This window comes from Pseudomonas auratipiscis (genome assembly GCF_036324085.1).
Lineage (GTDB): Bacteria > Pseudomonadota > Gammaproteobacteria > Pseudomonadales > Pseudomonadaceae > Aquipseudomonas > Aquipseudomonas auratipiscis.
In genome coordinates, this window is sequence record NZ_JAZDCU010000003.1 from 167,953 (window position 1) to 188,263 (window position 20,311).

At 58.4% G+C, this 20,311-nt stretch carries 12 protein-coding genes; 7 read left to right on the forward strand and 5 right to left on the reverse strand.

Annotated elements, in window-relative coordinates:
* Positions 1–24: 24 nt before the first annotated feature.
* From V0R60_RS05585 to V0R60_RS05595, 3 genes are all read left to right on the forward strand, one after another.
* Positions 25–894, forward strand: a complete 870-nt coding sequence (locus V0R60_RS05585; RefSeq protein WP_136475855.1) for a LysR substrate-binding domain-containing protein — start codon at positions 25–27, stop codon at positions 892–894.
* Positions 895–1,017: 123 nt separating this feature from the next.
* Positions 1,018–1,986, forward strand: coding sequence for a quinone oxidoreductase family protein (locus tag V0R60_RS05590; protein ID WP_375547263.1), 969 nt, complete (start codon positions 1,018–1,020; stop codon positions 1,984–1,986).
* Positions 1,987–2,015: 29 nt separating this feature from the next.
* Positions 2,016–2,942: a LysR family transcriptional regulator gene (locus V0R60_RS05595; RefSeq protein ID WP_330079040.1), complete on the forward strand. Its 927-nt coding sequence runs from the start codon at positions 2,016–2,018 to the stop codon at positions 2,940–2,942.
* A gap of 52 nt (positions 2,943–2,994) precedes the next feature.
* Here V0R60_RS05595 and nfuA read toward each other — a convergent pair whose 3' ends face one another.
* The 3 genes from nfuA to V0R60_RS05610 form a co-directional block, all read right to left on the reverse strand.
* Entirely contained in the window at positions 2,995–3,579 is a 585-nt protein-coding gene (gene nfuA, locus V0R60_RS05600; protein WP_028941949.1) for a Fe-S biogenesis protein NfuA, read from the reverse strand.
* A 57-nt stretch (positions 3,580–3,636) separates the two neighbouring features.
* Positions 3,637–4,671 carry an acyltransferase family protein gene (locus V0R60_RS05605; RefSeq protein ID WP_136475849.1) on the reverse strand — a complete coding sequence of 345 codons (1,035 nt, stop codon included), beginning with the start codon at positions 4,669–4,671 and terminating at the stop codon, positions 3,637–3,639.
* A gap of 112 nt (positions 4,672–4,783) precedes the next feature.
* The gene (locus V0R60_RS05610) at positions 4,784–7,084 is read right to left on the reverse strand and encodes a fatty acid cis/trans isomerase (RefSeq protein ID WP_136475848.1); all 2,301 of its coding nucleotides are present in this window, start codon (positions 7,082–7,084) and stop codon (positions 4,784–4,786) included.
* A 157-nt stretch (positions 7,085–7,241) separates the two neighbouring features.
* Here V0R60_RS05610 and metH point away from each other — a divergent pair, with 157 nt between their 5' ends.
* Positions 7,242–10,949 carry a methionine synthase gene (gene metH / locus V0R60_RS05615; RefSeq protein WP_330079039.1) on the forward strand — a complete coding sequence of 1,236 codons (3,708 nt, stop codon included), beginning with the start codon at positions 7,242–7,244 and terminating at the stop codon, positions 10,947–10,949.
* A 110-nt stretch (positions 10,950–11,059) separates the two neighbouring features.
* A complete protein-coding gene (locus tag V0R60_RS05620; RefSeq protein WP_136475844.1) occupies positions 11,060–11,278 on the forward strand; it encodes a DUF2970 domain-containing protein in 219 nt (72 codons plus the stop codon).
* 270 nt (positions 11,279–11,548) lie between these two features.
* On the opposite strand, the gene V0R60_RS05625 is transcribed toward V0R60_RS05620, so the two are convergent.
* A complete protein-coding gene (locus V0R60_RS05625; protein ID WP_136475842.1) occupies positions 11,549–12,631 on the reverse strand; it encodes an ABC transporter substrate-binding protein in 1,083 nt (360 codons plus the stop codon).
* Positions 12,632–12,850: 219 nt separating this feature from the next.
* On the opposite strand from V0R60_RS05625, the gene V0R60_RS05630 reads away from it, so the two are divergent.
* Positions 12,851–14,503 carry a nitrite/sulfite reductase gene (locus V0R60_RS05630; RefSeq protein WP_330079038.1) on the forward strand — a complete coding sequence of 551 codons (1,653 nt, stop codon included), beginning with the start codon at positions 12,851–12,853 and terminating at the stop codon, positions 14,501–14,503.
* Positions 14,487–14,981 carry a DUF934 domain-containing protein gene (locus tag V0R60_RS05635; RefSeq protein ID WP_136475839.1) on the forward strand — a complete coding sequence of 165 codons (495 nt, stop codon included), beginning with the start codon at positions 14,487–14,489 and terminating at the stop codon, positions 14,979–14,981. Before V0R60_RS05630 ends, V0R60_RS05635 begins: the two co-directional genes overlap by 17 nt.
* Positions 14,982–15,056: 75 nt before the next feature.
* On the opposite strand, the gene V0R60_RS05640 is transcribed toward V0R60_RS05635, so the two are convergent.
* Positions 15,057–20,243 carry an NEL-type E3 ubiquitin ligase domain-containing protein gene (locus V0R60_RS05640; protein WP_330079037.1) on the reverse strand — a complete coding sequence of 1,729 codons (5,187 nt, stop codon included), beginning with the start codon at positions 20,241–20,243 and terminating at the stop codon, positions 15,057–15,059.
* Between the last annotated feature and the right edge of the window lie 68 nt (positions 20,244–20,311).

The window sequence follows — 20,311 nt, forward strand, 5'->3', positions numbered from 1 at the left end:
CAAAACCATTGATGGAAGCTATGGATGTCTACCACCAAATTGCGCACCTTCCTTGCTGTCGCCCGCCAGGGCAGTTTCAGCGCCGGCGCTCGCGCCCTGGGTCTGAGCCAGCCGACCGTGACCACGCAGATCCAGGCCCTGGAGCGCGACTACAACGTCGAACTGTTTCATCGCCGCGGACGGCGCATCGAATTGACAGTGGTCGGCCGCCAATTGCTGCCGATTGCCCAGCAACTGGGTGTGCTGGAGCTTGAAGCGTTCAACCTGCTGCGCGATTCCGGCAAGCTCAATCGCGGACAATTGAAGATTGGCGCGGTGGGGCCCTTCCATGTCATTGAAATGGTTGACGCCTATCGTCAGCAGTACCCACAGATCGACCTGTCGATCAAGGTCGGCAACTCAGCCTCGGTGTTGGCGGACCTTGAGAACTACGTTACCGATGTTGGCGTACTCGCCGGCCTGCACGACGATCCAGCCTTCAGCGCGCAGTTGTATGCACGTCATCCAGTACTACTGTTCGCGCACGCCGACCATCCCTTGGCACGCTTCGATGAAATCCCACTGCAGGCCTTGCAAGGCCAGCCCCTGCTGCACCGCGAGAGCGGCTCCACCACCCGTCTGGCGCTGGAGAAAGCCTTGCACGCAGACGATGTCACGCCGCGGGTGGTCATGGAGATAGGCAGCCGCGAGGCATTGCGCGAAGCGGTGATACGCGGGATCGGTGTTGGCGTGGTGTCGGAGGCTGAGTTCATTGCCGACCCACGGCTCAAGGCGATCCGTTTTCGTGGCAATCCAGTGAATACCGAAACCTATCTGTACTGCCTCGCCGAACGCTGTAACAGCCAGATCATTTCGTCGTTCCTGCACCTGGTGGCTCGAGCGCAGAGTGCGTGAAAACGGCCCCGATTGCTGCATGTCATGCAGCATTGAAATGCTTTTTCATATAATTGCTGATGATCCAATCAATAAATATCCTCGTACGCAGCACTTACTACCGCGAGGAACTGAGTCATGGTCATGCACGTTTATCTTGAACAACCGGGCGCCCCACAGGTGATGCAGCTGCGTTCATCGCCAGCGCAGGCACCAGGCGCCGGAGAGGTCTGGCTGGAACAGGCAGCTATCGGCGTCAACCCTCTGGACCTGCTCCAGCGCAAAGGCGACGCCCCGCTTGCCCTGCCCTCGGGTCTGGGCCTGGAAGGCGCAGGAACGGTAACCGCACTGGGTCCCGGCGTGAGCACGCTACAAGTCGGTGACCGCGTGGGCTATGCCACCGGTCCAGTCGGCGCCTACTCCAGCGCTCGGTTGTTTCCGGCCGAGCGCCTGGTCAAGCTGCCGGACAATGTAAGTGTCGAAGAGGCCGCAGCGCTATTGTTCAAAGGAATCACCGCGCAGTACCTGCTCAAAAGCACTTACCCGGTGGGCCCCGGCACACGGGTGTTGGTCTATGGTGCGGGCGGAGCACTGGGTCAATTGCTGGTGCCATGGGCCAAGCATCTCGGGGCTTTTGTCATAGGCGTGGTGTCCAAGGCTCAAAGCCTCGACAGGGCCAAGGCTGCTGGATGTGACGAAGTGCTAGTATTCGACGCCCCGACACTGGCCGCGCAGGTACTGGACCTGACCCACGGACATAAGGTCGACGTTGTCTACGACTCGGTTGGCCGGGCATCGCTTCAAGCTTCGCTCGACAGCCTGCGCCCACGCGGTGTACTGGTGTCGTTCGGCGCGACTTCTGGTGCCCCAGAGCCGCTGGCCATGAGTACGCTGAACAGCAAGGGCTCGCTGTACGTAACCCGCCCTTCCCTGGCTGCGCACACCGCTACGGCGCAGGAATATCAAGACCGTGCGCAAGACGTGCTGGCAGCGGTGGCCGCAGGTATCATCAAGCCGCGGATCTGGAAGCGCTACCCGCTGGCCGACGTGGCCGCGGCTCACGACGACCTGCAGCAGGGGCGCAGCCAAGGCGCGATCATCCTTACCACCTGAGCGTAAACCGAGCGAGGCACAGCACCGACATGGACCCGTTCGACAGCCGCCACGCCGACGAGCTAAGTACGCTTCTGGCGCTCTTTGCCCAAGGCTCCTTCGCGGCCGCTGGCCGACAACTGCAGCGCCACCCTTCGGTGTTGTCCAAACGCCTGGGTGCGATGGAACAGCGCCTGGGAATACGCCTGGTGGAGCGCACCACCCGCCAGTTGCGCTTTACCGACGAAGGTTTGCGACTGGTGGAGCGCTTGCAACACGCAGCCAGCCTGATCAGTGATGCTGAACGAGAAGCCGCCAAGGGTGCAACCGAAGTCAGAGGACGCTTGCGCCTGGCACTGCCGTCATCCATGGGCAGAATCTGGCTCAGTCCAATGCTGGCCGAGTTTGCCCTGGCCTTTCCTCAGGTCACCGTCGAAACCCTCTACTCGGAGCGTTTTGTCGATCTGATCGGCGAAGGTTTTGATGCAGCGATTCGCATTGGCGAGCTGACTGACAGCCGACTGGTGGCCCGCAAGCTCTGCGATCACCAGCGCATCCTCTGCGCCTCACCCGCCTACCTGGAGCGCTACGGGCAGCCGCAGTCACCCGCTGATCTGGTGAGCCACAACTGTCTGGGATTCACCGAACTACGCTCCTACCCACAGTGGCACCTTTATCGCCGGGGTGAATTGCAAAGCGTAAAAGTGCAGGGCTCGATGCACAGCAACGACAACGAAGCGCTGCTTGGCGTGGCGCGAGCAGGGGTCGGGATTTTCGCCGGTGGCGACTGGCTGATGAAGAAGGATCTGGATAGCGGCACGCTGCAGCGGGTACTGCCGCAGTGGCAACTGGACAATGACGCTGGCGTCTATCTGGTTCGCCCTGGTGCACGCTTCAACACTGCCGCAACCACTGCGTTCAAGCAATGGATCGAGAGCAAGTTTGCCAATGGTGCACCCTGGCGCGCCTGCCGTTAGCCCGCTCCTACCAGGGAATGCATCTTCGCGGTAGGAGCAGAGACAGACAGCCTTAGTAGTAGGCGTTCTCTTTCTGGCTGTGGTCGGTGACGTCACGTACGCCCTTGAGCTCTGGAATACGCTCAAGCAAGGTACGCTCTATGCCTTCCTTCAAGGTCACATCAGCCTGGCCACAACCCTGGCAGCCGCCGCCAAACTGCAGCACGGCAATGCCGTCTTCAACCACTTCGATCAGACTCACCTGACCGCCGTGACTGGCCAGCCCCGGATTGATCTCGGTTTGCAGGTAGTAGTTGATGCGCTCGTTGATCGGGCTGTCTTCGTTGACCATCGGCACCTTGGCGTTTGGCGCCTTGATGGTCAGTTGGCCACCCATGCGATCAGTGGCGTAGTCGACTACTGCATCTTCAAGAAACGGTACGCTGACCGCATCGAGGTAAGCCGTAAAACTGGCCAGACCCACGGCGGTATCTTCTGGCTTTTCTTCGCCTGGCTTGCAGTAGGCAATGCAAGTTTCCGCGTAAGTGGTGCCTGGCTGGGTGATAAAAATGCGAATGCCAATACCTGGGGTGTTCTGCTTTGAGAGCAGATCGGCCAGGTAATCATGCGCGGCGTCGGTAATAGTTATGGCGCTCATGGAAGTTCCTCACAGACTTGCCGGCAGTTTACGCCAACCTGGCCGCCGAACAAAGTCCTAGTAATTATGTCGGGAAAGCATTGCAGGTACCTGCGCCCCCGCCGGCGGCGCAAACCAGTCGCGCATACGCCGGTAAAGACGCTTTTCCAGCAACTGATAGCTGGCCCAGGACAACAGCGCAATCAACGGCACGCACACGCTGAATACCGCATAGGGATTCAAGTGCAACCGTTGGCTGGCAAACCAACCGGCGTAAAGCACCAGTACATGCACCAGGTACACCGAATACGAGCAATCGCCCAGGGCTTTGAGCACGCGGTTGTCCTTGAAATAAGGTTCCAGCGATACACACGCCAGCACTATCAACGCACTCGGCAAGCCCCAATGCAGCAAGCGCTGCGAGGCGTCGAGAAAGTGAATAGCCACGCCCGCCGCCAACAGGATTGCCAGTGGCAGCCACACCCCCTGGGCAATCCAGCCCCGGCGATAAAGCACGCCAACGCCGATGCCCAGCACAAACTCATAGACAATGTTGTTACGGTAGAAGTGATTGAGCAAACCGACACGGGTCAGCACTTCGCTGACCAGCAACAGCGCAGCTGCCACCAGCAACAACCGGTGCTGCTGACGCACCAGAAACACCAATGAGAACAGCAGGTAGAAAAACATCTCGTAGTTCAGCGTCCAGCCGACGTTCAAGGTCGGGTACTGCCCATACCCCCCGGGATTTTCCGCGGGGATGAACAGCAGGGACAAGAGGAAATGCTCAAGGTCGAAAGCCTGGTGCGGCATCCACTGTCGGGCAGTCAGCAGCAGCAGGCCCATCAATGCCGTGTAAAACCAATAGGCCGGTACAATGCGCAATGCTCTATTGAGCAAAAAGCGCTTGGGTTCAATGACCTTGTCGCAGGTCGAGAGGTAGATCACCAGCCCGCTGATAACAAAGAAAACATCCACCCCCACCGCACCGCGCTCAACCAGAAAGCGGCCGATCGGCCCACTGGCGTGGAAGTCGAAAAAGATTTGCATGAAGTGATGGCAAACCACCACCCAGGCAGCAAGTGCCCTTAAAGCCTGAAGCGAAAACAACATCCGAATACCTGCGCCTGAATCCTACTCAAGCCCCGCTTGCAGGCGGGGCCATGTCAAGGACTCGGACCGCAGGTGGCCGGGAAAGGTCAGGTGACCTTCCCGGCGGTCGCTTTCAGAGGTTTTCGTAGCGGTTCATATCCAGAACCCCCTCTTCCACCGGTTCAGTCTCTTGGATATAGCGGCTGAGGTCGTGAAAGTACTGCCAGAACTGCGGGTGGCTACGACGCACACCCCAGCGCATGACCACGCGCTCGAATTTGCCAGTGTCGTCACGGGCTGCTTCCAGGTCCTCGACAAACTCCGGCACGTCGGCTGCTGGCACGTTGAACATAAAATTCGGATAGCTGCTAAGCACTCCGGGGTACAGCGTCAAGGTATCCAGTCCCGGTTGGTAGCGGTAAGCCTCACCCAACATGAACGCAACGTTGCTGTGAGCACGGTTGCGCAGCAGGCTGTAGACCAGACGCTGGCCATTCTTGTCTTCGATGCGCAACAGGGTCGCCTCGGGCAATTGACCGATAACCTTGAGCCCGGCTGCCGGACGCGACACCAGGCGACTCAAGGTCTGCTCGACGCCACGAAACTCTTCGTTCATCTGTGGTCGCGAGCAGTACGCACCCTGGCAACGGTTGATTGGATCAGGCGCGGCGTTGAGGCTGCCGGTGCGCTGGATCAGCTTTAAGCCGAAATCACGTTTGGGGTCAGATGCGTCGAGTTTCAGTGCAGTCGGGGTGTCGGTATCGATGTCCTCATAGTCCAGCCACATCTTGACCTTGCCACTGTTCTGGTACCAATCGCCAAGGATCGCGCTACGCGCATCGGCTGGCATCAGGCGCAGGAAGTTGACCTCGGCACCGTTGCGGATCAAGTCGAAGTACAAGCGCGTCTGCGCTTGATGCGAGACATTGCCATAAACGTCGAAATTGACCGCCAGCTGATAGTAGGTGCGCTCAAGCAATGGATAGTCGAACAGCCAGATAGTCTTCGGCACATCGCCAATCAAGCCCTTGGTTACCGAAGCGCTGTCGAAGTGGCGGAAAATCGTCAACAAGGCATTGTCATTACCGGCCCACAACGTTGACCAGCTCGGCGCTGGCATCTCCGCGTAGGTATCGCGGCGCAACTTCTCGTACTCGTTGCGCTTGTCGCGATAGGCGTGCCACAGACTGATGATGCTGCCTACGTCGTCGATCTGGCCCGGCATGGCCAACAAAGGTGTCGCCTGGCCCCGGTACTCGGCATCAGTCACGTAGCGATCATGCACCGGTTCCTGGAACAGCGCCCAGAACTGGTCGCGAATAACGTCGGTGGCAATCTGGCCACGGCAAACCGGGCCGCGAATGAAGGTACGGACGAAATACTCGGCGTTATCCAGCATGAACTGGTAGCGCGCCACGGCCGGGATTGCTTCGAAGGTTTCAAACGGGTTGGCGCGGTGACGCGGGCCGTAGCCTGGCAACGCATTGGCATGCCAGTCGCCGCTATAGAACAGCTGTTTGACGCGTTTGAGCTTTTGCGGGCCCATCGGGTAAGTGATGTGAGTCTTGTGCACAATCACACCCTGTACCGGCATCAGCCGATAATAAAAATCGGTGCCCGGCGGATCATTGGGACGACGCGTTGCAATCAAGTCGATCGGCTGGCCACTGGGCGTTCGCGAACGCACCCACTGGAAGAAATGCCCTGGCTCCCCACCCACGAAATAGATGTGGGCGAGGAACAAATGTTCGTATAACCACCGCCCCACCAGTGCCTCGGTAGACCCCGGACGGTTGAGCAGCGCTTCCCAATCGGCGATCTGCGCAGCTTCCGTGCTACTGGCTTGAATCGGGTTGCTCTCCACTGGTGCACCGGCTGCCAGCCAACGCTGCAGGGTCTGGTACTCGGCTTCGGTGAGGCCTGTGACGGCCAACGGCATACCTTCTTTTGGATGGGCGCCAGCATAAGCGTCGAATTCACCGGGCTGCGGGCACATATTGTTGCGGTTAAGGCCTAACACAATGTCTTCGGGCAGCTTGGCATTGGGCGTCAACGGGGTCTTGTGGCCCAATTCGAGCATTCGCGCCATCAGCGCAGCCTGGCTGCCCTGATTATCCAGCACCGAATAGAAACCCTTGCGTTGCCAGGCCTCGGTGCTGTGGGCGTCGTAGAACAGCCGGGTTGGCGCGACGGCTGTACTGCGGTCGCCTTGATAGACCGGCACTTTTGAAGCGCCGCGCGAAGCGCCTTCAGCACTGCCCAGATTCAACTGGCAGGCAGCGTCGTTGCAGGCGTGGCAGGCCACGCACTTCTGGGTGAAGATCGGTTGAACATCCCGGGTATACGAAATAGCCGAGCTCGATTGGGGGGCTTGCCCAAACGCTGCGCCGCTGATGAGCAGAGCGAATGCGCCGGCAAGTAAACGATGCACCATGTGCCAAGAGTCCTGGGTATTGAAAGCTTCACGATTCTACCGGTGCTGGCGGCGCGCCAACATGAATGAAATTCATGTAAATCCTCGACACGTCTAAAAACCGCGCAGCTTTGTTATTATTCCGCAACTTTTGTCTTTGCCCGACCAGGTAGTCCTAATGTCTGACCGCAGCGCTCGTCTCCAAGCACTTCAGCAAGCACTCAAAGAGCGCATTCTGATTCTCGATGGCGGTATGGGTACTATGATCCAAAGCTACCGCCTGGAGGAACACGACTATCGTGGCACGCGCTTCGCTGATTGGCCAAGCGATGTCAAAGGCAACAACGACCTGCTGTTGCTCTCGCGCCCCGATGTGATCGCAGCGATCGAGAAGGCCTACCTGGACGCAGGTGCCGATATTCTCGAGACCAACACCTTCAACGCCACGCAGGTTTCCCAAGCTGACTACGGCATGGAATCGCTGGTCTACGAATTGAACGTCGAGGGTGCTCGCATCGCACGGCAGGTTGCCGATGCGAAAACACTGGAAACGCCGGAAAAGCCGCGCTTCGTTGCCGGTGTGCTCGGCCCGACCAGCCGCACCTGCTCGATTTCCCCAGACGTCAACGACCCAGGTTATCGCAACGTTACTTTCGACCTGTTGGTAGAAAACTACACCGAAGCGACCCGTGGCCTGATCGAAGGCGGCGCCGATCTGATCCTGATCGAGACGATCTTCGACACCCTTAACGCCAAGGCGGCAATCTTCGCCGTGCAGCAGGTGTTCGAAGAAGACGGCCTGGAATTGCCGATCATGATTTCCGGAACCATTACCGACGCGTCTGGGCGTACGCTGTCGGGGCAGACCACCGAAGCCTTCTGGAACTCGGTGCGCCATGCCAACCCGATCTCGGTAGGCCTGAACTGCGCACTGGGTGCCAAGGACCTGCGTCCATACCTGGAAGAGCTGTCGACCAAAGCTGGCACCCATGTGTCTGCGCACCCTAACGCCGGCCTGCCCAACGCTTTTGGTGAGTACGACGAAACCCCGGCTGAAATGGCCGCAGTGGTCGAAGAATTCGCTGCTAGCGGTTTCCTCAACATCATTGGCGGTTGCTGCGGCACGACACCAGGCCATATCCAGGCGATTGCCGAGGCGGTGGCCAAGTACCCACCTCGCGTCATTCCAGACATTCCCAAGGCTTGTCGCCTGTCGGGACTGGAGCCGTTCACCATTGATCGCAGCTCGCTGTTCGTCAACGTCGGCGAGCGGACCAACATCACCGGTTCTGCCAAGTTCGCCCGCCTGATTCGTGAAGAGAACTACACCGAAGCCCTGGAAGTCGCCCTGCAGCAGGTCGAAGCAGGTGCCCAGGTGATTGACATCAACATGGACGAAGGGATGCTTGATTCCCAGGCGGCCATGGTCAAGTTCCTCAACCTGATCGCCGGCGAACCCGACATTTCCCGTGTACCGATCATGATCGACTCCTCCAAGTGGGAGGTGATCGAGGCGGGTCTCAAGTGCATCCAGGGCAAGGGGATCGTCAACTCGATCTCGATGAAAGAAGGCGTCGAAGCCTTCAAGCATCACGCCAAGCTTTGCAAACGCTACGGCGCAGCCGTGGTAGTGATGGCCTTCGACGAGGTTGGTCAGGCCGATACCGCCGAACGCAAGCGTGAAATCTGTAAACGCAGCTACGACATCCTGGTCAATGAAGTGGGTTTTCCCCCAGAAGACATTATCTTCGACCCGAACATTTTTGCCGTGGCCACCGGTATCGAAGAGCACAACAACTATGCCGTCGACTTCATTGAAGCCTGCGCCTACATTCGCGATCACCTGCCCTACGCCCTGACCAGCGGCGGGGTATCCAACGTATCGTTCTCGTTCCGCGGCAACAACCCGGTGCGCGAGGCGATCCACTCGGTGTTCCTCTACCATGCGATCCAGAACGGCCTGACCATGGGTATCGTCAACGCCGGCCAGTTGGAGATCTACGACGAGATCCCGGCGGTGCTGCGCGAGAAAGTCGAAGACGTGGTGCTCAACCGCACCCCGGAAGGCACCGACGCCCTGCTGGCCATCGCCGACGACTACAAAGGTGGCGGCGCCGTCAAGGAAATCGAAAACGAAGAGTGGCGTTCGCTACCCGTTGACAAGCGCCTGGAACACGCCCTGGTCAAAGGCATCACTGCCTTTATCGTCGAAGACACCGAGCTGTGCCGTCAGCAATGCGCGCGACCTATCGAGGTCATCGAAGGCCCTCTGATGAGCGGCATGAACGTGGTGGGGGACTTGTTCGGCGCAGGCAAGATGTTCCTGCCGCAGGTCGTTAAATCTGCGCGCGTGATGAAACAGGCGGTAGCCCACCTGATCCCGTTCATTGAATTGGAAAAAGGCGACAAGCCTGAAGCCAAGGGCAAGATCCTCATGGCCACGGTCAAGGGTGACGTGCACGACATCGGCAAGAACATCGTCGGCGTGGTGCTCGGCTGCAACGGCTACGACATCGTAGATCTGGGTGTAATGGTTCCGGCCGAAAAAATCCTGCAGACTGCCCGTGAGCAGAAGTGCGACATCATCGGTCTGTCCGGCTTGATCACCCCGTCGCTGGACGAAATGGTTCATGTAGCCCGGGAAATGCAGCGCCAGGACTTTCACCTGCCGCTGATGATCGGTGGTGCGACCACCTCCAAGGCGCACACGGCGGTGAAGATCGAACCCAAATACAGCAACGATGCGGTGGTCTACGTGACCGACGCCTCGCGTGCCGTGGGGGTTGCCACGCAACTGCTGTCCAAGGAACTCAAGCCCGGCTTCGTCGAAAAGACCCGTCTGGACTACATCGAAGTACGCGAGCGTACTGCCAATCGCAGTGCCCGCACCGAACGCTTGAGCTACGAGAAATCGATCGCCGCCAAGCCGGCATACGACTGGGCAGGCTACACACCCGCGAAGCCAAGCTTCACCGGTGTCAAAGTGCTGGAGAATATCGATCTCAACGTGCTCGCCGAGTACATCGACTGGACGCCGTTCTTCATTTCCTGGGACCTGGCAGGCAAGTACCCACGTATTCTTACCGACGAAGTTGTCGGTGAAGCGGCCACCGCGCTGTTCAAGGATGCCAAGGAGATGCTCACCAAGCTGATCGACGAGAAGCTGATCAGCGCCCGTGCGGTGTTCGGCTTCTGGCCGGCCAACCAGGTCGATCACGACGACATCGAAGTGTATGGCGAAGACGGCCAACCATTGGCCAAACTCCACCATTTGCGCCAGCAGACCATCAAGCCGGATAACAAGCCGAACTTCTCCTTGGCCGACTTCGTCGCGCCGAAAGAATCCGGCATTACCGACTACGTCGGCGGCTTCATCACCACCGCAGGTATCGGTGCCGAGGAAGTGGCCAAGGCATATCAGGACAAAGGCGACGACTACAATTCGATCATGGTCAAGGCCCTTGCCGACCGCCTGGCCGAAGCCTGTGCCGAGTGGCTACACGAGCAAGTGCGCAAAGACTATTGGGGTTACGCTAAAGACGAGCACCTGGACAACGAAGCGCTGATCAAGGAACAGTACTCCGGTATCCGCCCTGCCCCCGGCTACCCGGCCTGCCCGGATCACACCGAAAAGGAAACCCTGTTCAAGCTGCTCGACGGCACCGCCATTGGCGAGACAGGCCCTAGCGGCGTGTTCCTTACCGAACACTTCGCCATGTTCCCGGCAGCTGCGGTGAGCGGCTGGTACTTCGCCCACCCACAGGCGCAATACTTCGCAGTGGGCAAAGTCGACAAGGACCAGATCGAGAGCTACACCGCCCGCAAAGCCCAGGACCTGAGCGTAACCGAGCGCTGGCTGGCACCTAACCTGGGATATGAAAACTAAAAGCTGCAAGCTGCAAGCTGTAAAAGGCCCGGTGCCTTCTTGCAGCTTGCAATTGAAAGCGCGCAACTGTCACCTACAATGAGGGGGATGCCTATTCCAAGGAGCCTCTCATGGACGATCCAGTGCAAGGCAAACCACCCACCCTCTGGCAGATGCTGCAGAGCATTCTGGCAGCGGCGTTCGGCGTGCAGAGCGGCAAGAATCGCGCCCGCGATTTTACCTACGGCAAGGCCAGCCATTTTATTGCGCTGGGCACCGTCTTCACCTTGATCTTCATTCTGGTATTGGTGGGGTTGGTACAACTGGCCATGCACTTGACCGCGCGCTGACCCGCTGACAATGCAATCCGCCCACAGATGTCCATTCTGCGGGCGGTCAATGCTTACGCTTGGCGTGTTGTCACTGGTGGCTGACCCAATACACGGCGGTCACAACAACCAGGATGATCAGACAGAGAATTGCCCAGGCATCCACACTACTGTCTGCCTTACCCGCTTTGGTCGAGTTTCCCATTGCATCGCCTCTTGTAGTGGTTATGGGAATGCATGTCACCCGTAGCAGTTAAGTTCAGTAATGACCTTTGCTCAAGCAGGGACTTTTCAATAGTTGACCGGCGCGTTGAGGAACGGATACCTATAGTCTTGGGGGCGGCCCTGGGCACTGAAGCGATTGAAGTCCAGCCCGTAGTCGGCCTGGCCCTGCAATTTCAGCCAACGCCTGGCCTGCATGGGGTCGATCATCTGCAACACTGGCACTTGGTGAAACCTTTTGCCGTCTCGATCGATTGGCAGATTCAGCGCATCATCGTGCAGTAATACCATTGCCCAACCGCCCATGGAAAAGTGCCCGCCCATCAACACGCTGAGGGTGCCGTCAATGCGCGCCTGCAACGCTTCCACGGAGCTATTGACGGCACTGAACAAGACGTCCTTGCCTGGCGTGCGACCTGTTTCGACAAATGCCTGCATGACACCAAAGGCCATTTCGTCATTCGCCGACCAGACCAGATCAATATTCGGATAGCGCTTGAGCAGTTGCTGCGCCTGCTCGTAAGCGCGCTGCTGGCCCCAACCACTGCGCACCACATGACGCAAGCGAATCTCCGGGTGTTCGGCCAAGGCCCGGCGCATACCCTGCTCGCGCAGATACGCGGCCGGGGTCGTCTTCAGGCCGGAAAACGCCAGCAACTCCACAGGCTGATTACCAGCCTTGTGCGTGTGCAGGGCTATCAGTTCCTTGAGCATCTGGTACCCGGCCTGCTCATCATTGCTCACCAGTGTGCCCAGCAGTGGCGGGTACTTGTCCGGGTTCTGCTCAATCAATCGCGCCTGGTCGGCGGTCAGACCATTGTTGACCAGGAACAGCTTGACCCCACTGTCGCGCGAAAGGCGGATGATTTCTGGGGCCACATACTGTTCATTGACTAACACCAGATAGTCTGGACGCGGATTGCCCTCAAGCACCTGGCGTGCCTGAACAAGGGCCAATTCCGATTGCCGCTCGCTGTATTCGATGCGCAACTGCATGCCCAGGTCTTTTGCCGCAGCCTGCATGAAGTTCGAATAGCTGAGCCAAAAGGTTTCATTGGAATAGCCCGGATTGAGAAAAACCACCGATGCAGCCTGTGCCCCGGCTGCCAGCGGCAGACTCAGGCAAAGGCTTTGGCACAAGGCCTTGAGCATGTGGAGCTCTCCTGCTATTCAAAACCGTCAATTATAAACACCGTGACGGGTCAAACGGCTAAATGGCAGTCAATCTCACTTAGTCCAAATGGTTCTTTTCATATGCTAAAACATCACTTTTGCGTATAACCGCAAACTGCTATCGTTCCTCCCGCTCCGCTTTGGGAGTGCGCGGCCGTGCGCGCGATTAGCTGCAAGCAGCTTGAGAACAGGACCCCTATGTACGTATATGACGAGTACGATCAGCGGATCATCGAGGACCGCGTCAAGCAGTTCCGTGATCAGACCCGCCGCTACCTGGCCGGAGAGCTGAGCGAAGAAGAGTTCCGCCCATTGCGCCTGCAAAATGGCCTCTATATTCAACGTTTTGCCCCGATGTTGCGGGTCGCCGTGCCTTATGGCCAGCTGACGTCGCGACAAACGCGGATGCTGGCGAAAATCGCGCGCGACTACGACAAGGGCTATGCCCACATCAGCACCCGGCAGAACGTGCAGTACAACTGGCCAGCCCTGGAAGACATCCCGGAGATCCTGGCTGAACTGGCTACCGTGCAGATGCACGCGATCCAGACCAGCGGCAACTGCCTGCGCAACGTCACCACCGACCAGTTCGCAGGTGTCGCCGCCGACGAAGTGATCGATCCACGCCCATGGTGTGAAATCGTCCGTCAATGGACCACGTTCCACCCCGAGTTCGCCTACCTGCCGCGCAAGTTCAAAATCGCGATCAACGGCTCGAGCAGCGACCGCGCCGCCATCGAAGTGCACGACATCGGCCTGGAGCCGGTGTACAACGCTGCCGGTGAGCTGGGCTTCCGCGTATTGGTGGGTGGCGGCCTGGGCCGTACTCCGGTAGTTGGCGCCTTCATCAATGAGTTCCTGCCGTGGCAGGACCTGCTCAGCTACCTGGATGCGATCCTGCGGGTCTACAACCGCTACGGCCGTCGCGACAACAAGTACAAGGCGCGGATCAAGATCCTGGTCAAAGCACTGACCCCTGAAGTCTTTGCCGAGAAAGTCGATGCCGAAATGGTTCACCTGCGCGGCGGCAGCACCACGCTGACCGAAGCCGAAGTGCACCGTGTGGCCAAGCACTTCGTCGACCCGGACTACAAGCTGCTCGACAACCTCGACTTCAGCGAACTCGAACTGCAGAACCCAGGCTTTGCGCGCTGGCGCACTCGCAACGTGCTGGCGCACAAGAAGCCGGGCTACGTTGCCGTGACCTTGTCGCTAAAGCCCACCGGTGTAGCGCCTGGCGACCTGACCGACAAGCAGCTCGATGCGGTTGCCGATCTGGCCGATCGCTACAGCTTCGGCCAGTTGCGCACCTCCCACGAGCAGAACATCATTCTTGCCGATGTCGAGCAGAGCCAACTGCACGCCCTGTGGCTGGAACTGCGTGAAGGCGGCTTCGCCACACCGAACATTGGTTTGCTCACCGACATCATCTGCTGCCCCGGTGGTGACTTCTGCTCGCTGGCCAACGCCAAATCGATTCCGATTGCCGAGTCCATCCAGCGCCGCTTCGACGATCTGGACTATCTGTTCGATATCGGCGAACTGGACCTGAACATCTCTGGCTGCATGAACGCCTGTGGTCACCACCACGTCGGCCACATCGGCATTCTTGGGGTAGACAAGAAAGGCGAAGAGTTCTATCAGGTTTCCCTCGGTGGCAGCGCCAGTCGCGACGCTAGCCTGGGCAAGATTCTCGGCCCTTCTTTCGCCCAGGACGCCATGCCGGATGTGATCGAGAAGCTGATCGACGTCTATGTTGAAACACGTACCGAAGACGAGCGCTTCATCGACACCTACCAACGTATTGGCATCGACCCTTTCAAGGAGCGCGTCTATGCAGCGAATAATTAAGAACAACGAGATCGTCGACGAAACCTGGCACCTGCTGCCCAAGGACGCTAATTTCGACGAGTTGACCAACTGCGACGACTACATTGTTCCGCTGCAGTTGTGGCGCGACCACGGTCATGCCCTCAAAGCCCGCGATGGCGGTCTGGGTGTGTGGCTGGATGCGGACGAAGAAGCAGAGGAAATCGGCGAGTTCGTCGGCAACTTCCAGGTCATCGCGCTGAATTTCCCGGCGTTCACTGACGGGCGCAACTACTCCAATGCGCGCCTGCTGCGTGATCGCTACAAGTTCACTGGCGAGCTGCGCGCCATCGGCGATGTGCTGCGCGACCAATTGTTCTACATGAAGCGCTGCGGCTTCGACGCCTTCGCCCTGCGTGCCGACAAGGACCCGGTAGAAGCACTGGAAAGCCTCAAGGACTTCTCCGTGACCTACCAGGCGTCCACTGACGAGCCGCAACCGTTGTTCCGTCGCCGTTAAGTCTCGATGCTGATCAGGGGCAGTGAATTCATTGGCAAACGAATCCACTGCCCTTTTTCTTGCATCATCGGTTTGTTACGAGGCAGACAAGGCCTGGGTCAAACGCTTCATAAGGGCCACCTCGGCACGGTTACGCGCGCTTGCCAAAGTATCGACCGCCGCCAGGTATCCATCACGGATACGCAGTCGACGCAACGCACCAGCCTCATCCAGCGGTTCTCCCTCGAGCACGGTACGCAGCACCGCCAGAACCTCACTATCGAGCAAATCGGGCACCTCCTCGGACGATTCGTCGCAGTAACTCAAGTATTCCAGGCCTTCAGCCCAGACCGTCGACACCTGATCAAATTGATCGCCATAGCGCTGTTTGAGGTAACGCTGCCAACTGCTTTCATCCACCATCCATGCCTGGCGATTGGCAAGCGTATCGCGCGCCCTGACCGCGCCAGCCACCCTGGTGATCGTCTGTGACGAAACGTTGGCGGTGGCCTCGAACAGCATGCCGTTCGAAGGTTCCGGATAATCCAGCGCCTCTGCCAGCCCCTGGCGCAGCAGCAATCGTATTTCGATGTCATCGACACCTTGACGAACGAGTACGCTATCGCTGATATCATCCAGCGGATCCAGCGCCGGGAGTGCGCCCTGGGCAACCAGCGCCTGGCGTCGCAACGTCCGCGCCAGCGATAGAGCATCTGCCATTCGCTCTACTTCATGGCGGCGAAACAGCTGAGCGTAGAGTTTGATCAACGCCCCTGCCCGCTCGCCGGTATTGGCCTCGAGACTGCGCTGAAATACCAGCACCGCAATTTCCAAGGCGCTGAAGGCGTCGGCACCAGCATCGCCGCAAGTAACAGGGAACGTCCCGGCAATATCGACCAGATCCTCCCTGAGCTGAGTGTGCTCAGAGGCCAGTTGCAGCATAGACCAGACCCGGGCACGTAGGTCGGCGGCGTTGCGCTCGAACTCACTGGACAAGGCAAGTCGGGAAAGCACATCGTTCAGCGCCCTGTGGCGCTGCTGCTGAAACAGCTCGTGCCACAGGTTGCGCTGGCTCTGGCTTGCCCCTTCAACCCAGGAGAAATCTGGCTGCATACGCACTTCCACCTCAGAGTGAAACGCCGCAGCAACGGTGTTCAAATGCGCAATACTCTGTGCATCGAGCGGATTGAAATACATATCCAGCTCATGCAGGCCATCAGCGTTGCGCGCCAGGCCCGCGCCAAAATGCGTGCCCGCCAGATCGGGCACTTGCGTCAGCTGGTTGTGACTCAAGTCCACCGTTCGCAACGCATAGGCATCCTGGTTCATCAGCGCGAGCAGTCCCTCCGGCCACTGCGTCAACTGGCAATTCCTAAGGCCCAGATGCTGCAATTGCGACAAGCCTGCAAGTTCCACCACGCTGCCCAGCGGGTTACCGTTCAAATTCAGGCGCTGCAGGTGGGTAAAACCTGCGAAAGCGTGGGCGCCGACTTCGTCGAGCGCCAGCTCAGTATTGCTCAAGTCCAGAAAGCGCAGGGGTAAAGCATTCAGTACTTCTAACGCTGTACTGCTCAAGGCCATCGCGTTGCCACTCAGGTTCAGTCGCCCCAGAACAGGCAATGATGCCAGGGCTTGCGCTGCTGAGGCGGGGATGCTCTCTAGATGATTGTTCTGCAGTTCCAGCGACTGCAGCCTCACCAAAGGCCTGAGCACCTCGAACATGTCGTCGCTACTTTCCAACCAGGCCTCTGTCAGGGTCAATTGACGTAAATCGGTCAATGCCGCGACATCCGCAGGAATGACGCCCAGTGGGTTGCCCGTCAACGACAACATCTGGAGCTTGGGGAAACAGCGCAAAAAGCCGACTGGTAGTTGCTGCAGATGCATAGGCTGCACGATCAACCTTCGAATATGTTCGTAGCGCGCCGATAGCGCAGGTAGAGCGCCGGCATCCGGTTCATCGAGTATCAGCTCTGCGCGACGACGCCTGCCTTTTCGATGCCAGGCGTTTATCAGCCGCTCTCTTAGTCGCACTCGCGCACTGCGTTGAAAGTCGCTAGTGCTCGCTTGAACCCACTGCGCAAGCGTTTGGTTTAACGCTGTACGCTCGGCGTCCAATTTGAACAGCGCATCGCCCATGGTCTGATTCTCGACCAACAGCCGCGCTTTCATCGCCTCAAGCTCGCCAGCGGTCAACTCTGGATACAGCGCCTGGAGCTTGGCGTTGACTGCCAGACTACCTACGGTTCCGCCAAGGGGATAACCGACGCGGCCATCGGCAAGGCGCATAGGTGCACGAAACCAAGGTTTTATCGATTGCTGACCAAGCAATTTTGCCGCCACCGCCTGGTCGCCGATTGCCTGCGCATACAAAGCTCGACACAGTCTGTGGCTATCATTTACTTCCAGGCCCATGGCTTGGCGCTCACTGTCGGGTAAGGCCTTGAGTAATGAAGCGCCAATCTCTTCGCCTTTGGCCAGCTCCAACCCCTGGGCATCAAACACGCTAAAAAGCCCCTCTTGACGCACCAACGACTTGAGTTCGCCCCCGGCGCTGCCTACGCTGGCCAGCAAGCGACCAGACAAGCCGTTCTCACGCATTTCCACACGTACCGTATCGGACCAGCCTGGCAACGTGCCCAATAAGCCCAATGCCAGCCGGTCGCTGTCTAAGCTGGCCAGCGTTGGGCGATGCAACCCTTGTATCGCTCGACCCAGGACAATCTGGCGTTGATAGATACGCGCCTCTTCAGCCAGGCGCATCGGGACGCGACCTTCATTTGCCTGCAACTGCTTAAGCTCGGTAGCGTCGGCGGCGTCTGCTATTTCCAGTGCAGCGGCATCGGTCAGCGTTGGGAAGTCGCGCATAAGGCGTAACTGTTCAGGGGAATGCGACTGCCCGCCATCCTCGTACATCACCTTGAAAATTTCGCCTCGGCGCGCTGACGCTCGCTCGGCAACCCGGGCACGCAGCACGTCCAGGCGCTTGTCGGCTTCGACACTTGTACCGAACAGGTCAATCGCTTCGCTATCCGTCAGGTCTGCGAGTACCTTCTCGGCCAGTTTATTGGCAAAAATTTCTTGCACGGATAATCGAATGACGCGTCCACTGGGCCAGCGGTGTGCCCCGTAGCGTATAGGCTCGCGATTCAAGTTGGTTTCGTCATAGACCTCAAAGACTCGCTGTGGCCAGCGCGTCAGGTCCTGGGCCAGGGTCGGCTCGAATCCCAGCCCCTGCGCATTGGGTGCCCCTTCCCGCAAACATGTGATCAGCCTGCTTACCCGACGATCGACCTGATAGCGACGCAAGGCTTCCTTGAGCAGCGGCGGAATCTTCATGTGATCCTGATGCATACGTCGTAGCACATCATCATCAACGCCGCTGATTTTTACAGCCTGTTCAAGCTCTTCCTCAGTCAGGCCATGCGCAGCGACGCCGATACGTTTGAGCAACTGCTCGTGGGACCATTGCAAGGGTTGCTCACCAATCGCCTGCCAGGTGCCCTCGCCGTTGTGCGTGAGCGCGGGCTGATAGGCCTGATCATCTTCAGGGTGGCGTATCGACCATTCGCCCTCTGCGTCCTTGGCCACTTCAAACACGCGCTCATCGATGCGAATATATTGCTTGCCGGAAAGATGATAGACACCCTCGGCATCGGCAGCTCTGCCAGTCAACACGACATCGCGCGCGTAGGGTTCAAGGTCAGGCTTCCATAATCGCTCCTCTCCCCCCGGCAGCGTTACGCGCAGCAATCCATCCACACGCTCACTGGCGTTTATCGGCCTGCCCGAGCTGCCAGCAACACCTCCTGCGATCGCCAATGTGAGGTTCAATGCAGCCGACTCGAAATGGCCTACGGCTTCATCGATATCACCTGCCTCCCAAGCATGAGCGCCATCGACGACCTCGTTGAGCAGCTGATAGCCGGCGACAACAGCCATTACCCCACCCAGAGCCGGGACAATGAACGCAGCAGCGTTGAGCGCATTGAAGCCAATACTTTCCCAGTACGCTACACGTTTGTTCCTGGCCTCCTCGTCGACCTGTGCACTGGGCACGGCCAACGCAAGGGCGCTGGCCTTGAGGCGCGCCAATTGCTGGTCATGGACATAATCAAACAGCTCACCTTCGATCACCTCATCACGGAGGTGAAGGTTGGCACCTGGATCGAGTTCTGCGCTGTTGTCGAGCAGCTTTTCATCGAGCAATTTGAAGAAATGGGCTTGCTCATGCTGAGGTACATAACTGCGAAACAACTGTCGATAGGTTGGCGACAGCAGGTTTACCCGCAGGTCTTGCTTGAGCGCCTTCACCGAAGGATATTCCTTGAGCGGGTACAACGGTGCTCCAGGGAAATACGCGACAATAGGCTCTTGCTCATTGCTGGTAATGCGATTGGCACTGAACGTCAGCACACCACCCAGGGGCGATTGGTACATCGTCAGCGTTTGACAGCTGACAGGTTTGCCATGGAAAAGCGCTGCCTGATTTCCTTCGAGCAATTGGTTAAACATCTGTCGCGCCGAGGACGTAATCTCGCCCTTCATGAACGCCGTCTGGGCGAGAAGACGCAAATTGTCCTTGTAGGCATTCATCGACAGGGTTCGCACTTCATCCGCAGTCTCTGGGGCCTCGAACACTTCGCTCAGATGTGCTTGATACTTGCCCCCCAGATCCAGCTCATGGCACCACTTGGCAAAAGACTCTGGTCTGGTTTTCAGTTTGCGGGTGTAACGGTACTGAAATTGCGGCCTGGCAGCTGTGGAGTCGGACTTTAGCTCCAGTTCGAAGGCCCCTTGGGGTGCCAATGCACTGCCTTTTTCAAACGCGGTATCGGCGGCAAAGTTCTGCAAGGCAGCTTGCATGAGGGTTTGTCGGCGCGGTTGGAGTCGAAGCATGGATCCGAGCAGGACAGCCTCGTAGTGGATCTCCACCAACTGCGTGGTGTTTACATCAAACACCTCGTCCAACTCCGCGGTCAGCTTGTCCATCAGCAAAGGCTCAGCGAAAGCGCTCAACGGCTGAAGGTTCTTCAGTGCACGGGCCAGGGCCTGGCTGGAGGTTCGGCTGCGTTTTTGCGCGTTGTTCAGCGCTTCACGGTCCGCCTCACTGGCTTGTGTGAACCAGTCTGCCTGACCATCCGAGGTAAATTGAGCTGGGAGCAGTCCTTCGCGCCAGCGCTTCAAGTCGGCAGGCGTGGCGTGCTTGAGCCAGTCAGGTAGATGCTCTTTCAAAAAGCGGCCATTGAGGCCTGGAATGGAAAGATTTGGAGAGGTGGCCATGCTTGCTTTTCCTGTGGAGGGTGAAGCCACAGGAAAAGCCAAACTACTCATGCATTGGCGTTACATAT

Bases quoted from the DNA above. Each gene is read 5' to 3' on its own strand.
- V0R60_RS05585 (WP_136475855.1), top strand. From the start codon at position 25: ATGTCTACCACCAAATTGCGCACCTTCCTTGCTGTCGCCCGCCAGGGC.
- V0R60_RS05590 (WP_375547263.1), top strand. From the start codon at position 1,018: ATGCACGTTTATCTTGAACAACCGGGCGCCCCACAGGTGATGCAGCTG.
- V0R60_RS05595 (WP_330079040.1), top strand. From the start codon at position 2,016: ATGGACCCGTTCGACAGCCGCCACGCCGACGAGCTAAGTACGCTTCTG.
- nfuA (WP_028941949.1), bottom strand. From the start codon at position 3,579: ATGAGCGCCATAACTATTACCGACGCCGCGCATGATTACCTGGCCGAT.
- V0R60_RS05605 (WP_136475849.1), bottom strand. From the start codon at position 4,671: ATGTTGTTTTCGCTTCAGGCTTTAAGGGCACTTGCTGCCTGGGTGGTG.
- V0R60_RS05610 (WP_136475848.1), bottom strand. From the start codon at position 7,084: ATGGTGCATCGTTTACTTGCCGGCGCATTCGCTCTGCTCATCAGCGGC.
- metH (WP_330079039.1), top strand. From the start codon at position 7,242: ATGTCTGACCGCAGCGCTCGTCTCCAAGCACTTCAGCAAGCACTCAAA.
- V0R60_RS05620 (WP_136475844.1), top strand. From the start codon at position 11,060: ATGGACGATCCAGTGCAAGGCAAACCACCCACCCTCTGGCAGATGCTG.
- V0R60_RS05625 (WP_136475842.1), bottom strand. From the start codon at position 12,631: ATGCTCAAGGCCTTGTGCCAAAGCCTTTGCCTGAGTCTGCCGCTGGCA.
- V0R60_RS05630 (WP_330079038.1), top strand. From the start codon at position 12,851: ATGTACGTATATGACGAGTACGATCAGCGGATCATCGAGGACCGCGTC.
- V0R60_RS05635 (WP_136475839.1), top strand. From the start codon at position 14,487: ATGCAGCGAATAATTAAGAACAACGAGATCGTCGACGAAACCTGGCAC.
- V0R60_RS05640 (WP_330079037.1), bottom strand. From the start codon at position 20,243: ATGGCCACCTCTCCAAATCTTTCCATTCCAGGCCTCAATGGCCGCTTT.